The sequence below is a fragment of the Pseudomonas sp. NPDC085632 genome, assembly GCF_044541255.1.
Classification (GTDB): Bacteria; Pseudomonadota; Gammaproteobacteria; order Pseudomonadales; family Pseudomonadaceae; genus Aquipseudomonas.
This window is the reverse complement of sequence record NZ_JBITSX010000075.1, coordinates 1-15,955: the sequence shown is the minus strand read 5'-3', so window position 1 is coordinate 15,955 and position 15,955 is coordinate 1. Positions and strand designations below refer to the sequence as shown.

At 61.5% G+C, this 15,955-nt stretch carries 12 protein-coding genes and 1 pseudogene; 2 read left to right on the top strand and 11 right to left on the bottom strand.

What is annotated here, in order from left to right:
* Positions 1-111: 111 nt before the first annotated feature.
* From ACIF4X_RS28045 to ACIF4X_RS28015, 7 genes are all read right to left on the bottom strand, one after another.
* Positions 112-672 carry a phosphonate degradation HD-domain oxygenase gene (locus ACIF4X_RS28045; protein ID WP_397484555.1) on the bottom strand — a complete coding sequence of 187 codons (561 nt, stop codon included), beginning with the start codon at positions 670-672 and terminating at the stop codon, positions 112-114.
* A complete protein-coding gene (locus ACIF4X_RS28040; RefSeq protein ID WP_397484554.1) occupies positions 672-1,805 on the bottom strand; it encodes a TIGR03364 family FAD-dependent oxidoreductase in 1,134 nt (377 codons plus the stop codon). The genes ACIF4X_RS28045 and ACIF4X_RS28040 overlap by 1 nt, the downstream gene beginning before the upstream one ends.
* A gap of 144 nt (positions 1,806-1,949) precedes the next feature.
* Entirely contained in the window at positions 1,950-2,975 is a 1,026-nt protein-coding gene (locus ACIF4X_RS28035) for a putative 2-aminoethylphosphonate ABC transporter substrate-binding protein (protein WP_093429804.1), read from the bottom strand.
* A 26-nt stretch (positions 2,976-3,001) separates the two neighbouring features.
* Positions 3,002-4,726 (bottom strand): putative 2-aminoethylphosphonate ABC transporter permease subunit, encoded by a 1,725-nt coding sequence (locus ACIF4X_RS28030; protein ID WP_397484553.1) that lies wholly within the window; start codon positions 4,724-4,726, stop codon positions 3,002-3,004.
* Entirely contained in the window at positions 4,726-5,802 is a 1,077-nt protein-coding gene (locus tag ACIF4X_RS28025) for a putative 2-aminoethylphosphonate ABC transporter ATP-binding protein (RefSeq protein ID WP_397484552.1), read from the bottom strand. Before ACIF4X_RS28025 ends, ACIF4X_RS28030 begins: the two co-directional genes overlap by 1 nt.
* A gap of 221 nt (positions 5,803-6,023) precedes the next feature.
* Positions 6,024-6,887, bottom strand: a complete 864-nt coding sequence (locus ACIF4X_RS28020; protein ID WP_397484551.1) for a LysR family transcriptional regulator — start codon at positions 6,885-6,887, stop codon at positions 6,024-6,026.
* Positions 6,888-6,900: 13 nt separating this feature from the next.
* Entirely contained in the window at positions 6,901-9,210 is a 2,310-nt protein-coding gene (locus tag ACIF4X_RS28015) for a heavy metal translocating P-type ATPase (protein ID WP_397484549.1), read from the bottom strand.
* An 84-nt stretch (positions 9,211-9,294) separates the two neighbouring features.
* Here ACIF4X_RS28015 and cadR point away from each other — a divergent pair, with 84 nt between their 5' ends.
* On the top strand, positions 9,295-9,744 hold the full coding sequence (gene cadR, locus ACIF4X_RS28010) for a Cd(II)/Pb(II)-responsive transcriptional regulator (protein WP_007912999.1): 450 nt from the start codon (positions 9,295-9,297) through the stop codon (positions 9,742-9,744).
* Positions 9,745-9,862: 118 nt separating this feature from the next.
* Here the strand turns inward: cadR and ACIF4X_RS28005 are convergent, their stop codons facing one another.
* The 3 genes from ACIF4X_RS28005 to ACIF4X_RS27995 all read right to left on the bottom strand — a co-directional run bounded on the left by ACIF4X_RS28005 (position 9,863) and on the right by ACIF4X_RS27995 (position 12,560).
* Complete coding sequence (locus tag ACIF4X_RS28005) at positions 9,863-10,834, bottom strand: thymidylate synthase (RefSeq protein ID WP_160059794.1); 972 nt, start codon at positions 10,832-10,834, stop codon at positions 9,863-9,865.
* A gap of 50 nt (positions 10,835-10,884) precedes the next feature.
* Complete coding sequence (lgt, locus tag ACIF4X_RS28000) at positions 10,885-11,700, bottom strand: prolipoprotein diacylglyceryl transferase (protein WP_007913003.1); 816 nt, start codon at positions 11,698-11,700, stop codon at positions 10,885-10,887.
* A 77-nt stretch (positions 11,701-11,777) separates the two neighbouring features.
* Positions 11,778-12,560: a sulfite exporter TauE/SafE family protein gene (locus tag ACIF4X_RS27995; protein WP_397484548.1), complete on the bottom strand. Its 783-nt coding sequence runs from the start codon at positions 12,558-12,560 to the stop codon at positions 11,778-11,780.
* 132 nt (positions 12,561-12,692) lie between these two features.
* Here ACIF4X_RS27995 and ACIF4X_RS27990 point away from each other — a divergent pair, with 132 nt between their 5' ends.
* Positions 12,693-13,439, top strand: a complete 747-nt coding sequence (locus ACIF4X_RS27990) for an NRDE family protein (RefSeq protein ID WP_397484547.1) — start codon at positions 12,693-12,695, stop codon at positions 13,437-13,439.
* 290 nt (positions 13,440-13,729) lie between these two features.
* Here the strand turns inward: ACIF4X_RS27990 and ptsP are convergent.
* Positions 13,730-15,955, bottom strand: a pseudogene (ptsP, locus tag ACIF4X_RS27985) (phosphoenolpyruvate--protein phosphotransferase); the annotation flags it as partial.

Below are 15,955 nucleotides of genomic sequence, written 5' to 3'. Positions count from 1 at the left end.
TGCAGATCGTTACGGCAGGTAAGAAGATCTAAAACCGTCCACCATGTCTCCGAACATGTGTCCACCATGTCTCCGGTACATACAGGGAGAGGGCTGGGGTGAGGGTGACAATCACCCGGCCGACAACAAAACCTCAGCCTTGCGCTTGAGAACCGCCAAATCAATCACCGGCACCGCCATTTCCTTGGCCAGCTCATCCCACTGCCGCATCCGCAGGCTGACCGCACACAACGGATCCCGCTCAAACTCATCTGCCTCAGCCTCCGTCATCACCCCGCCCTGATACTCAAGCGTCCGCCGGCTCGCCTCACTCAAGCGCTGTAAATACCCCGGCTCACGCAACGTCAGATACCGCTTGGCCTGTACGTGATATTCCACCAGCCGCGCCATGCGCTCGCTGAATCCCGCCTCACGCAAATAATCCGCGCCCAGCCGTTCATGGCTGACCACGCCATAACCGCCCATGTTCTCCGCGCCCTCGGCACACAGATGACCGATGTCATGAAAGAACGCCGCCAGCACCACTTCATCATCGAAGCCCTCAGCCATCGCCAGTTCGGCCGCCTGAGACATGTGCTCGATCTGCGACACCGGTTCGCCAATGTAATCGCTGGTGCCAAAGCGCTCATACAACCCGAATACCCGCGCGACGACTTGCTCGTGACCTGTCATCAAATATCCTCCAACAACTGCGCAATGTTGCGCTCGGCCATGGCCGGGCCGACGCTCATGCCGACACCCGTGTGCATCAGCGCCACACTCAACCCCGCTGCCGGGCGCAGGAATGAAAACGGCCCCGGCCCCCGAGAACCATAGACGCCCTGCCAGCGCTCGACCACTTGCACCTTGCAGCCCAGCGCCTGCTCGGCCAGATCAAGCATCCAGTTATCCACTTGCTCGGCGTTGAACGGTGAAGGGTCGCTGCCGTAGTGGTGCGAGTCGCCGATGATCAACTCGCCGTACGGCGTCGGGCTGATCAGCAGGTGGATGCCGTTGTCGTGCAGGTGCGGCTGTTCGCGCAGGATTTGCGCCTGTACCGCCGCAGCTTCCGGCAGATCGGCGAAGGCGCCGTAGTGCACGCAGCTCAGGCCGGTGAGCAAGGCGTGCTGCAGATTAAGATCGATCTGCGGTTTGGCGCGAAGCATTTGCAGGCGGCAGATTTGCGGGTCGAGGGCGGCAATCGGTTCGGCCAGCAGGGTCTGATAGTCGTGGCCGGAGCAGACGATGATCTGTTTCGCGGTAAAACTGCCGGCGGTGCTGTGCAGGTGGCCGGGTTCGACGTCGCGCACCAGTGTCGAGAAGTGAAACTCGACACCGAGGTCGCGGCGCAGGTAATTGATCAGTGCCGGGATCGCTTCGCGCGAATACAACTGTTGATCGTCGATGCCGTGGAGGGCGGCGCGGTGGTGGCTGAACTGACCGTTGTAGAGATCGCGCAGGGTCGCGCCGCGCAGCAGCTGAATGTTGTAACCGTGTTCAACGGCTCGACCGTTGCAGAAGGCTTCGAGCAGGTGTTCTTCGGCTTCGGTTCTGGCGAACAGGTAAGAACCGTTGCGCTTGATTTGCAGGCCGGCGAGTTGCGCCCAATCGCCCCAGATCTCGCGGCTGGCTTTGGCCAGTGCGAGCATTTGGCCTGGCGGCTGGCCGGTGACCAGCGCCTGACCGAAGTTGCGCACCGAGGCGCCCAGCGGCGTGGCGGTGCGTTCAAAGACGGCGACCTTGAGGCCGCGTTTGGCGGCGGCGTAGGCGTGGGACAGGCCCAGAATGCCGGCGCCTACGATGAGCAGGTCTTTGTGTTGTGTCATTTAGAAGTGCTCTGAATGAGAGGCCGTCATCGCTGGCAAGCCAGCTCCCACAGGGTTTAGAGGTGTTCACAAAATCTGCGTCCACCACGAATCACTGTGGGAGCTGGCTTGCCAGCGAAGGGGCCCTGTCAGTCGATAAAGATCTTACTTGGCGACGACTTTCTCGGACTTGCCGTCATAACGCTTGCGCCACTCGGTCAGGATCTCGTCGCGATTCTTCGAAGCCCAGGCAAAGTCGTTCTTGATCAGGCGCTGCTCGTAGTCGGCCGGCAATTCGGTCTGCGGCTTGGCGATCCCCGGCTGTGCAAGAACAGCGAAGTTCTCCTTGTACAGATCCATCGCCTCAGCGCTGGCAGAGAAGTCAGCGAGTTTCTTCGCCGCCTCTTCATGCGGCGTACCTTTGATCACGGCAGTCGCTTCGATCTCCCAACCCAGACCTTCCTTCGGCAGGATGATGTCCAGCGGCGCGCCCTGACGCTTGAGCTGTACCGCCGGATATTCAAAGGAAATCCCGATCGGGAACTCGCCCGCTGCCGCTAGTTTGCAAGGCTTGGAACCGGAGTGAACGTACTGGCCGATGTTCTGGTGCAGACCGTCCATGTAGGCCCAGCCCTGCTTCTCGCCGAAGGTTTGCAGCCAAGCGCTGACATCGAGGAAACCGGTACCGGATGAAGCCGGGTTGGGCATGACGATCTTGCCTTTGTACTCAGGCTTGGTCAGGTCTTGCCAGCTCACCGGTTTGCTCAGGCCCTGTTTCTCGGCTTCGACGGTATTGAAGCAAATCGTTGCGGCCCAGACGTCCATACCGACCCAGGCTGGCGGATTGGCAGCGTCGCGGTAGTTCGCGCCGATCTTGCCGAGATCCTTCGGCGCGTAGCTTTGCAGCATGCCTTGCTGATCAAGGATCGCCAGGCTCGAAGCGGCCAGGCCCCACACCGCGTCAGCCTGCGGACGGGCCTTTTCGGCGAGCAGTTTGGCGGTGATGATCCCGGTGGAATCACGTACCCATTTGATCTCGACGTCCGGGTTGGCCTTTTCGAACGCTTCTTTGTAGGACTTCAATTGCTCGGCTTCGAGGGCGGTGTACACCGTCAACTCGGTTTTTGCCGCGAAGGCATTCAGGCTGAAAGTAGCGAGCACAGCAGCGGCCAGGGCCATAGGCTTGAACATGATCGTTTTCCTGTAGGTGAGTTGAATCAGTGACCGGGCGCGGTTTGCCGCCAGGCTTGAGAACGGCGCAGCAAGCCGCGCGACGCCCACGCCAGCAGCAAGGACACGCCCGCCGAGGTGAACAGAATCAGGGTCGACATCGCCGCCGCCCCGCCGACGTTGCCGGCGTCATCCATGTTCAGCACCGCCACCGCCGCGAGGATGGTGTCGGGGCTATAGAGGAAGATCGCGGCGGACACGGTGGTCATCGCCGAGACGAACAGGTATCGCACGATGTCGAGCAGCGCCGGCAGGCAGATCGGCACGGTGACGCGCAGGTAGTGGCGGTACAGCGGCGCTTTCAGTGACAGCGCAGCGGCTTCGAACTCGGCGTCGAGTTGGCGCAATGCAGTGGTCGCGGTCATTTGTGCGGTGGTCAGGTAGTGCGCGATGGTGCAGACGATCAGCAGCGTCATCGTCCCGTAAAGCACATGCAGCGGGTTACCCGTGAGGTTGAAGAAGAAGACGTAACCCAGACCGAGCACCAGCCCCGGCACCGCCATCGGCACAAAGCTGAGCATGCGCAACGCCAGGTTGAGGCCGCGCTGGCTGCGGGTTTTCTCCATCAGGTAAGCACCGGTGAAAATCAGCACGCTGCCGATCAACGCCGTGCCCAGCGCCATTTTCAAACTGTTGCTGTAGGCCAGCCAGCCACCGCCAGCGGTTTCGTTGAACTGGTAATGGTTGAGCGACAGCGACAGGTTGTACGGCCAGAACTTCACCAGCGACGAAAACACCGCCATGCCGAACACCAGAATCAACGCCGCGCTGATCAGCAAAACAATCGCCAGATAACAGCCATCGCGCAGTTTCGACGGCGCCGGTTTGAACACCTGCGCCCGACCGCTCATGGAGTCGCCATGACGCCGACGCAACCAGGCATCGACGCCGAAGCTGAACAGCGCCGGCAGCAACAGCACCATGCCGATCAACGCGCCGCGACCGAACTGTTGTTGGCCGACCACCGCTTTGTAAGCCTCCAGCGCCAGCACTTGATAGTCGCCACCGACCACCACCGGCACACCGAAATCGGTGATGGTCAGGGTGAACACCAGACAGAACGCAGCGAACACGGCCTGACGCGTCGCCGGCCAAGTGATGCTGCGAAACGCTTTGGCCGGACTGGCGCCCATGCTCGACGCGGCATCAAACAGTCGCGCATCGGCCAGCGACAACGCCGAGAGCAGAATCATCAACGCATGGGGAAAGGTGTAAATCACTTCACCCAGCACAATCCCCCAGAACCCATAGATGTTGTCCGAGAGCAACCCGCGCAACATGCCCTGGTTACCGAACAGATAGACCAACGCAATCCCCGGCAGCATCGACGGCGCCATCAGCGGCAGCAGGGAAATCCCGCGCCAGATGCCCTTCGCCGGAATCATTGTGCGTTGCAGCGCGTAGGCAAACAGGTAGGCCAGCGGTACGACGATGGCCGCGACGCTGAGGGACACTTTCAGGCTATTACCGAGCAGCCAGTGGAAATTCTCGCTGTTCACCAGTTCCTTTGCCGCGACCCAGCCACCGCCCTGCCCGGCTTCACTGCTGAAGCCGCGCCAGAAGATCGCCAGCAACGGCAGCAACACCGCGACGCCGAGCAAAACCAGCAAAAGGACTTTGCCGCCGACGACAAAAATGCGGTCGCCAATCTCGGCTTTCGAGGACTGTCGCACCTGCTTGTGCGGTAGCGGCAGCGCGAGGTTGCTGTTCATCAGGCAAACACCTGCAGGCTGCGCGGCGGCAAGGCGACCATGATCTGCTGGGCGCCGAGGCGCGGCATGGCTTCCGGGGCGAGTTCGGCGAGCAAGGCGTGGCCCGGCAGTTGGTCGAGTTCGAAGCTCATGCGGCAGCGGTTGCCGAGGAAGGTGATCTCGCGGACTTTGGCCGGGAACAGGTTTTCTTCGTGCACCGGCGGATTGACGTTGATCGCTTCCGGACGGCAGAACAGACGACCCGAAGCACGCTGAACGCTGCCATCGCTGAGGCGCAGGTTCATTCCGCCAACCTGTGCGTGACTGTCGCTGCTGCGCTGGAACGGCAGCCAGTTGCCCTGACCAACAAACTCGGCCACGAACGGCGTGGCCGGGCGGTTGTAGATTTCCTGCGGGGTGGCGTATTGCTCGACGCGGCCGTTATTCATCACCGCGATGCGGTCGGCCATCAGCATGGCTTCGTCCTGATTGTGCGTGACCATCAGGGTGGTGATGCCGAGATTGCGTTGCAGTTGGCGCAGCTCGGTGCACAGATGCTCGCGGACGCGGGCGTCGAGGGCGGACATCGGCTCATCGAGCAACAACAGTGATGGTGCCGGCGCCAAGGCCCGAGCTAGAGCAACGCGCTGTTGCTGGCCGCCGGACAATTGACCGGGGTATTTTTTCTCGCTGCCGGTGAGGCCAACCAGTTCGAGCATCTGCCCGACGCGACGGCGCACTTCGTCGCGACCGCTGCCGGCGAGGCCGTAGGCAATGTTCGCTTCGACGGTCAGATTGGGGAACAACGCGTAGGACTGGAACAAAATCCCGTAGTCGCGGGCTTGCGGGGCGAGGTGCGAGACGTCGCGGTCGCCGAGGTACAGCTCGCCGCTGTCCTGCTTTTCCAGACCGGCAATGCAGCGCAGCAACGTGGTCTTGCCGCAGCCCGAGGGGCCGAGCAGGCACACCAGTTCGCCGGCGGCGACGTCGAGGGAGACGTTATCCAGCGCAGTGAACGCGCCGAAGCGTTTCTGCACGCCGCGCACTTTCATCGGCGCACCGGGGTGGGTCAGGGCAGTTGCGATGGCAGGATTCATGGACAGACCTCATCAAGCAGATGAGGCCAATCCTAGAGTTGTAATGCGTCCGTCATGTGGCAACGAGGCAAAAACCGCCGATAGTGGTATTCGGGGATTTTGGTTCACCAAAGATCGTTCCAACGCTCCGCGTGGGAATGCCTCATCGGACGCTCCGCGTTCGGCTCTTGGGACGCAGAGCGTCCCGGGCTGCATTCCCACGCAGAGCGTGGGAACGATCATTACGCGGGAGACATTTCTTGCGCCAAGCCAAGGAACGCCGCCGGCAACCGCGCTCCCTTCCTTTCTTTCAGGCAGTAAAGGTATTCAGGAATCTGCGGCGCATTCTCGATCGTCAGCACGCGCAACTGCGGGTCGTGCGGCACTTCCTGCCGCGCGATGATGCTGATGCCGATATTGCGCAGCACCGCCTCACGGATCGACTCACGGCTGCCAATCTCCAGCAGCGGCCCGTAACTCACCCCGGCAGTCGCGAGCAACTCTTCCGTCAGCCGCCGTGTCGTCGACCCCGACTCACGCATCAACAGCGTATGCCCGGCCAGCGCGCTCAACGCCACATGCTCCTGCGTCGCCAGCGGATGATTGCGATGCACCGCCAGCACCAGCGGATCAGTGCCCAGCACCCGACGAATCAGCCGCGCGTCGTCCAGCAATTGCGATGATGCGGCAATGTCCACCCGGTAATCCTCCAGCGCTTCGAGCACCTGCTGCGAGTTGCCGATTTCCACCGACACTTCCACTTGCGGCAAGCGCTCGCGAAAGGTCTTCACCAAATCGAGGATGTAATACGGCGCCGTCGCCGCGATGCGCAACGTGCCCTGCACCTGGCCGCTGTTGCGCAGGAAAAACTCGATGTCGGCTTCCTGCTGCAACAGCGTCTTGACCATCGGCAGCAACCGCGCGCCTTCGTCGCTGACGCTCAAACGCCGGCCGCCACGGTAGAACAGCTCCACCGAATACTGACTTTCCAGATTGCGGATCTGCGTGGTCACGGTCGGTTGACTGAGGCCGAGTTTTTTCGCCGCCAGCGTGATGCTGCCCAGGCGGGCGACCATGTAAAACGCTTTCAGCTCGGCACTCAGCACAACCTTTCCTCATCTATTTACGCAGCAGGCGCAAACCGTTGAACACCACCAACAGGCTCACGCCCATGTCGGCGAACACCGCCATCCACATGGTGGCGAGCCCGGCGAAGGTTACCGCAAGAAAGATAGCCTTGATCACTAACGCCAAGGCGATGTTCTGTTTCAGGATGCTGGCGGTGTTGCGCGACAGGCTGATGAACGCCGGGATCTTGCGCAGATCGTCGTCCATCAGGGCGACATCGGCGGTTTCAATCGCGGTGTCGGTACCGGCGGCGGCCATGGCGAAACCGATCTCGGCGCGAGCCAGTGCCGGCGCGTCGTTGATGCCGTCGCCAACCATGCCGACCCGCCGACCCTGTGCATAAAGGTCTTCGATGGCTTGCAGTTTGTCGGTCGGCAGCAAGTCACCACGGGCCTCGTCGATGCCGACTTGCGCGGCAATCGCCTGGGCGGTGTGGACGTTGTCGCCGGTGAGCATCAGGGTTTTCACCCCGAGCTCATGCAACTGGCGGATCGCTTCGCGGCTGGTTTCCTTGACGGTATCGGCGACGGCGAACAGTGCCAGTGGGCCAGAGCCGTCGAGCAGCAGCACCACGGATTTGCCCTGTTTCTCCAGGGCGAAGAGTTTTTCTTCCAGTGCTGGCGAGCATAGGCCGAGTTCTTCGACCAGGCGATGGTTGCCCAAGTGGTAGGTCTGGCCGTTGATTTCACCTTTGACGCCACGCCCGCCCAACGCTTCGAAGTTATCCACAATCAGCGCGGCGAAATTTTTATCCACAGCGGCGTTGGCGATGGCCAGCGACACCGGGTGGTCGGAACGTCCGGCCAATGCCGCAGCGATGGCCGGTGCAGTAGTATCGGCGGTCGGATCGAGCGACAGGTAATCGGTCTGCACCGGTTTGCCATGGGTGATCGTGCCGGTTTTATCCAGCGCCAGATAATCCAGTTTGAAACCGCCCTCCAGGTACACGCCGCCCTTGACCAGAATGCCTTTGCGCGCCGCTGCCGCGAGGCCGCTAACGATGGTCACCGGCGTCGAAATCACCAGTGCACATGGGCACGCGACCACCAGCAACACCAGCGCGCGGTAGATCCAGTCGAACCACACGGCGCCCATGAACAGCGGCGGAATGATCGCCACGGCCAAGGCAAACACGAACACCACCGGCGTGTAGATTTTCGCGAACTGATCGACGAAGCGTTGAGTCGGTGCGCGCGCGCCTTGGGCCTGTTCGACGGCGTGGATGATTCGCGCCAGCGTCGAATTGTTCGCCGCTGCGGTCACCGTGTATTCCAGCGAACCGGCCTGGTTGATGGTGCCGGCGAAAACTTTGTCGCCAACGGTTTTTTCTACCGGCAGGCTTTCCCCGGTGATCGGCGCCTGGTCGATGGTCGAGTTGCCGCTGAGCACTTCACCGTCCAGCGCAATGCGCTCGCCGGGTTTTACTCGCACGCGGGCGCCGAGTTCGACGCTTTTCACGTCTTGTTCCATCCACGAACCGTCAGCCTGCAACACCGTGGCCTGCTCCGGGGTCATCTGCATCAGGCCGCTGATTGCGTTGCGCGCACGGTCCAGCGAACGTGCTTCGATCAGCTCGGCAACGGTGAACAGGAACATCACCATCGCCGCTTCCGGCCACTGGCCGATGAGGATCGCACCGGTGACGGCGATGCTCATCAGCGCGTTGATGTTGAGGTTGCGGTTCTTCAGGGCTATCCAGCCCTTTTTATAGGTGCTCAGGCCACCGCTGAGAATCGACACCAGCGCGATGATCGCCACCACCCAGGTGGGCGCGGCGTTGGTGAAGTGGATGACTTCGGCGGCGAGCGCGCCGACACCGGACAACGCCAACGGCCACCAGTGTTTTTTCACCGGTACCGGGGCCGGCGCTTCGACGCCCGCCTCCAGTGGCTCGGCGTGCATGCCGAGGGATTTGATCGCCTCGGTGATGGGCTCGGTGCCCGGCAAATTGTGGGTCACGCCGAGTACGCGATTGATCAGGTTGAACTCGAGCTGCTGCACGCCGGCCAGTTTGCCGAGCTTGTTCTGGATCAGCGTCTGCTCGGTCGGGCAGTCCATCGCCTCGATGCGGAAACTGCTCAGCCGAGCGTCAGCGCTGGTCTTCTCGCTCAGTTGCACCAACGCAGGCGCGGCGGCTTTCGACGAGCAGCAGGAGTCTTCGTGCGCATGAACCGGTGCCGGCGCTGCAACTTTCGACCCGCAGCAAGAATCGCCGCCATGTGAATGCTTATGCACAGGCTGCAATTTATGACTGTGATCGTGGCCGTCGCCGGGCTTGTGGGTGTGCTGGGAATCGCTCATTGGTCGCGTCCATGAAGGTGCCTGTTGCCAAGTAAAGACCCTGTAGCCACTATAGGGTCAAGCACCCTTTTGGAGATTGCTGTCATGAAGATCGGAGAGCTGGCCAAGTTGACCGACTGCGCCGTGGAAACCATCCGCTATTACGAGCGCGAAAACCTCCTGCCGGAACCGGCGCGCAGCGACGGCAACTACCGCGTCTACACCCAGGCCCACGCCGAACGCCTGACCTTCATCCGCAACTGCCGCACCCTCGACATGACCCTCGAAGAAATCCGCAGCCTGCTCGCCTTGCGCGACAGTCCGCAGGATCAGTGCGAGAGCGTCAATGCGTTGATCGACGAACATATCCAGCATGTGAAGGCACGGATTGATGGGTTGTTGGCGTTGCAGACGCAACTGCTCGACCTGCGCCAGCGCTGTGGCGAAGGGCCGATGGCCGATCAATGCGGGATTTTGCAGCGCTTGGAGGTCAGCGGCGGAGTCGTCGCCACCGAAGTCGAACACTCCCACGTAGGCCGCAGCCACGGCCATTAAGGTTGACGCTCGTTCCCATGCTCCGCGTGGGAATGCCGCCAAGGACGCTCCGCGTCCTAAGTGACGCAGAGCGTCACGGGATTCATTCCCACGCAGAGCGTGGGAATGATCCTGCTGACTAGACCGCCATTGGCGCGGTCATTGGCGCGTGGTGCTCGTAGCCTTCCAGCGAGAAGTCGCTCGGCTCGACCAGCTCCAGCCACTCCGGCTGATACACGCCAGTCTTGGCAAACTCCGGCACACGATCAGAGATCTTCAGCTTCGGCATCGCGAACGGCTCGCGCTTGAGCTGTTCGTTGAGCATGTCCAGATGGTTCTCGTAGACGTGCGCATCACCGATGAAATAGGTGAACCAGCGCGGCGTGTAACCGGTCAGGCGACCGATCAGGCTCAGCAGCGCGGCGCCTTCGGTGAGATTGAACGGCGTGCCCAGACCCAGATCGTTCGAACGGATGTAGAGGGTCAGGGAGATTTCCCTGGTCTCGACATTCGGGTGAAACTGGTACAGCAGATGGCATGGCGGCAGGGCCATTTCATCCAGCTGCGCAACGTTCCAGCCGTGGAACAGAATGCGGCGGCTGCCCGGATCCTTGATGATCGTGTCGACGCACTGGCGAACCTGATCGATGGCTTTGTACAACACCACGTAGGCCTGGCCGTCTTCTTCACCCTGAGCGATCTGCTTGTAGCCGTTGCTCAGAGTCTGTTCGATGGCGGCGGTGTTGCTCAGCGGGATCTGCTTGTACGCCGGCCATTTGCGCCATTGCACACCGTAGATTTCGCCGAGGTCGTCGTCGCCCTGACGGAACGGGTTGGCCAGCCACTGCGCGTTTTCGTTGGCGTTCTGGTCCCAGACCTTGCAGCCCAGCGCACGGAATTCAGCGGCATTGTTCACGCCACGGAGAAAACCGCACATCTCGCCGATGGCCGATTTGAAGGCCATTTTACGCGTGGTGATCGCCGGAAAACCTTCCTGCAGATCGAAACGCAGCATCGCACCCGGGAAGCTGATGGTGTTGATGCCGGTGCGGTTGGCCTGTTTAGTGCCGTTCTGAATGACGTGCGAGACCAGTTCGAGATATTGCTTCATGAGTTACCTGTGTCCTTTGAGCCCCGGCGTCGCGCGCCGGGGTTCGTAGTTTAAGCCGTCGGCGCGAGCGGTGCTGCCGGTGCGCGACGATAGGCCAGCCAGATCAGGAACAGCCCGCCGACGATCATCGGCACGCAGAGCACCTGGCCCATGGTCAGCCAGTTCCACGCCAAGTAGCCCAGCTGCGCATCCGGCACGCGGACGAATTCGACGATGAAACGGAAGATGCCGTAGAACAGCGCGAACATGCCCGATACAGCCATGGTCGGACGCGGTTTGCGCGAGAAAATCCACAGGATCAGGAACAGCGCCACGCCTTCGAGCGCGAACTGATACAACTGCGACGGGTGACGCGGCAGTTGCGCCGGATCGCTGAACGGCGGGAAGACCATGGCCCATGGCACGTCGGTGGCTTTGCCCCACAACTCGGCGTTGATGAAGTTACCGATGCGCCCGGCGCCCAGACCAATCGGCACCATCGGTGCGACGAAGTCCATCAACTGGAAGAACGACTTGCCGTTGCGCTTGCCGAACCACAACGCGGCCAGCATCACACCAATGAAGCCACCGTGGAACGACATGCCGCCCTTCCACACTTCAAAAATCAGCGTCGGATTGGCCAGATAGGCGCTCAGATCGTAGAACAGCACATAGCCAAGTCGTCCGCCGACGATCACGCCCATCGACATCCAGAAGACCATGTCGGAGAGTTTCTCCTTGGTCCAGGTCGGGTCGAAACGGTTGAGCCGGCGCGACGCCAGCAGCCACGCACCGCCGATGCCGATCAGGTACATCAGACCGTACCAGTGGATTTTCAGCGGACCGATGGCCAGGGCCACCGGGTCGATCTGCGGGTAAGGCAGCATTGCGACTCCTCGTTAGAGTTGAAACCAAAATTCCCGGGCGACGCTGCCACCTCAGGATTAAGCCAGGATTGCGACGGTTAAAGCAGGAAGCTCACACCCACGCTGAACAGCAAAGCGGCGAACAGCCGTTTCAGCAAGCGCGGCGACAATCGATGCGCCAGACGCGCGCCGATGCGGGCGAAAACCATGCTGATCAGGGCGATGCCCAACAATGCCGGCAAATACACAAAACCGAGACTATGCGGTGGCAACAACGGATCGTGCCAGCCCAGAATCATGAAACTTAATGCACTGACCAAGGCAATCGGCAGACCGCAGGCCGATGACGTCGCCACCGCTTGCTGCATCGGCACGCTGCGCCAGGTCAGGAACGGCACGGTCAAAGAGCCGCCGCCGACGCCAAAAATCGCCGAAGCCCAACCGATGATGCTGCCGGCCACGGTCAGACCGAATTTGCCCGGCACCGTTCGGCTGGCCTTGGGTTTGATGTCCAGCGCCAGTTGCACCGAGATGATCAGGGCAAACACGCCGATGATCTTTTGCAGGTGCGGGCCGGAGATTGCTTCTGCAGTCAGGGCACCGAAACCCGCGCCGAGCAGAATGCCGACGGCCATCCACATGAAGATTGGCCAGCGCACCGCGCCTCGTCGATGATGCTCACGCACGGCGTTGACCGAGGTGAAGATGATCGTCGCCAGCGACGTGCCGACCGCCAGATGGGTGAGGATCGACTGATCAAAGCCCTGCAAGGTGAAACTGAACACCAGCACCGGGACGATAATGATCCCGCCGCCAACCCCGAACAGCCCGGCCAGCACGCCCGCACAGGCGCCCAGCGCCAGATAGAGCAGAAATTCCATGACCGTCTCCCCAGACCGCATCCGCAAAACCGGAGCGGCATGGTAACGGATGCATGCCCTTTGGCTCCACTGGCGATGGATGCACGGACGCGGGATGCGTAGAGTGAGCAAAAAACACACAAGGACCACCTTATGTGCCTGATTGTTTTCGCCTGGCGCCCGGGCCATGCCCAGCCGCTGATCGTCGCGGCCAACCGTGACGAGTTTTACGCCCGGCCGAGCCTGCCCTTGGCGCAGTGGCCGGAGGCGCCGCATGTGCATGCCGGACGTGATCTTGAGGCCGGTGGCACCTGGCTCGGGATCGGCGCCAACGGGCGCTTTGCCGCGCTGACCAATATTCGCGATCCGCAGCAGCCGCCGGCACGCAAGTCGCGGGGCGAGTTGGTGGCGCGGTTTCTCACGGGCGATGCGTCGATTGATGATTATTTCAGCGAGGTGGTCGGGCGTTCGGCGGAATATGCCGGGTTTAATCTGCTGCTCGGCAATAGTCATGAGCTGTGGCATTTCAATGCGCGGATGTCGGAGCCGGTGATGCTGGAGCCGGGGGTTTACGGACTGTCGAATGCGGGGCTGGATACGCCGTGGCCGAAGTTGCTCAAGGCCAAGGCTGCGCTGGGTGCAGTGCTGGATGATCCGATGCCGCAGCACTTGCTCGATTTGCTAAGCGATGCCCAGACCGCGCCAGAAGCGGAATTGCCGGATACCGGGGTGGGTCTGGCCACTGAAACATTGTTGTCGAGCGTGTTTATTGCCAGTCAAAGTTATGGGACGCGGGCGAGTACGGCGTTGATTGTGCAGGCGGATGGGGCGCGGCGGATGGTCGAGCGGAGCTTTGGGCCGTATGGCGGGCATCTTGGCGAGGTGGAGATTTGCGTTTAAAAGCTTACCCTCACCCCAGCCCTCTCCCGGAGGGAGAGGGGGCCGACCGAGGTGTCTTGAGTCATACATCGACCTGAAAGACCGAGTCGATTATGGATTCAACGCAGCACCTTCTAGTCCGTGTGAATCGATTATGGATTCAACACAGCACATTGAAGTCGGCGAGGATCGATTATGGATTCAGCAAGGCAGCTTCAGGTCGGCGGAGTTCTGCAGCATCCCCGGATCAGTCCCCTCTCCCCCCGGGAGAGGGTTAGGCGGGCGGCGTTCCGATGAGGGGCTTTTGATCTTCAGAGGGCCTTGACCACCGCCGGCGGATGCATCTTCGACAACCCAAGGTTCTTCAGCGCCAATTGCAGCGAGCTGTGGATCACTTGCGGGTTATCAATCGTCATCAACTCGGCCAACAACTCCTTGGCCTTGCTCAGATTGACCTGCCGCAACATCCACTTCACCTTCGGCAAGTTGGTGGCGTTCATCGACAGGCTGTCGAAACCCATCGCCATCAACAGCACCGCCGCCGCCGGATCACCAGCCATCTCGCCGCAGATACTCACCGGTTTGCCTTCCGCATGGGCATCACGCACCACGGTCTGCAAAGCTTGCAGCACCGCAGGATGCAGGTAGTCGTAGAGATCGGCCACACGCGGGTTGTTACGGTCGACCGCCAGCAAATACTGGGTCAAGTCGTTGGAGCCGACGGACAGGAAGTCGACCATCCGCGCCAGTTCCTTGGTCTGATACACCGCCGCTGGAATCTCGATCATCACGCCAATCGGCGGCATCGGCACGTCGGTGCCTTCGTCGCGCACTTCGCCCCAGGCCCGGTGGATCAGGTGCAGGGCTTCTTCGAGTTCGTGGGTGCCGGAGATCATCGGCAGCAGAATCCGCAGGTTGTTCAGGCCTTCGCTGGCCTTGAGCATTGCGCGGGTCTGCACCAGGAAGATTTCCGGGTGGTCGAGGGTGACGCGAATGCCACGCCAGCCGAGGAACGGGTTGTCTTCCTTGATCGGGAAGTACGACAGCGACTTGTCACCGCCGATGTCGAGGCTGCGCATGGTCACCGGTTGCGGGTGAAACGCGGCGAGCTGCTCACGGTAGATCGCCAACTGCTCCTTCTCGCTCGGGAAGCGCTGGTTGATCATGAACGGCACTTCGGTGCGGTACAGACCGACACCTTCGGCGCCACGCTTCTGCGCCCGCGCCACGTCGGCGAGCAAACCGGTGTTGACCCACAGCGGCATGCGGTGACCATCGAGTGTCACGCACGGCAGGTCGCGCAGGGTGTCGAGGCCCAGCGCCAGTTGTTTCTCTTCTTCGACGACTTCGGCGAACTGCTTGCGCAGCACTTCGCTCGGGTTGGTGTAGACCTCGCCGCGCGTGCCGTCGACGATCATCTCGATGCCGTCGACCTTGGCGTACGGCAGGTCGACCAGCCCCATCACCGTCGGAATGCCCATCGCTCGGGCGAGAATCGCGACGTGGGAGTTACCCGAGCCGAGTACCGAAACCAGACCGACCAGCGTGCCTTCCGGCACCTCGCCGAGCATCGCCGGCGTCAGCTCTTCGCTGACCAGAATGGTTTTTTCCGGATAGACCAGGTTCTGCTGACGCTCCTCCTGCAAATAGGCGAGCAGGCGGCGACCGAGGTCTTTGACGTCCGATGCACGCTCGCGCAGGTAGGCGTCGTCCATCAGCTCGAAACGGTTGACGTGCTCAGTGACCACCTGACGCAGCGCACCCTGGGCCCACTGGCCGGTCTTGATCACCGTGGTGATTTCGCTGCCGAGCGAGGCATCGTCGAGCATCATCAGGTAGACGTCGAACAGCGCGCGTTCTTCCGGGCGCAACTGCGTTGCGAGTTTGGCGGACAACGCGCGCATGTCGGCGCGCACGCCTTCGATGGCGGTCTTGAACAACGCCAGCTCAGCATCAATGTCGGTGATGGTCTTGTCCGGCACCACGTCGAGATCGGCCGGCGGCAGCATGACCACCGCCGTACCGACCGCCGCACCCGGCGAACCCGGCACGCCGACGAACTTGGCTTCCTGAATCCCCTTGCCCTGACGGCCCAGGCCACGGATCGATCCGGTGGCCTCGGCGTGGGCGATTACGCCGGCGAGCTGCGCGCTCATGGTCACGAGGAAGGCTTCTTCACCTTCGTCGAACTGGCGGCGTTCTTTTTGCTGGATAACCAACACGCCGACGACGCGGCGGTGGTGGATGATCGGTGCACCGAGGAACGAGGCATAACGCTCTTCACCGGTTTCGGCGAAGTAGCGGTAGCGCGGGTGATCCGCAGCGTTTTCGAGGTTCAGGGGTTCTTCACGCGTGCCGACCAGACCGACCAGACCTTCGTTGGGTGCCATGCTGACCTTGCCGATCGAGCGCTTGTTCAAGCCCTCGGTGTCCATCAGGACGAAGCGGTTGGTCTCGGGATCAAGCAGGTAGACCGAGCAGACCTGGCTGCACATGGCCTCTTTGTCGCGCTACACAATAATCCCCAACGCCGCCTT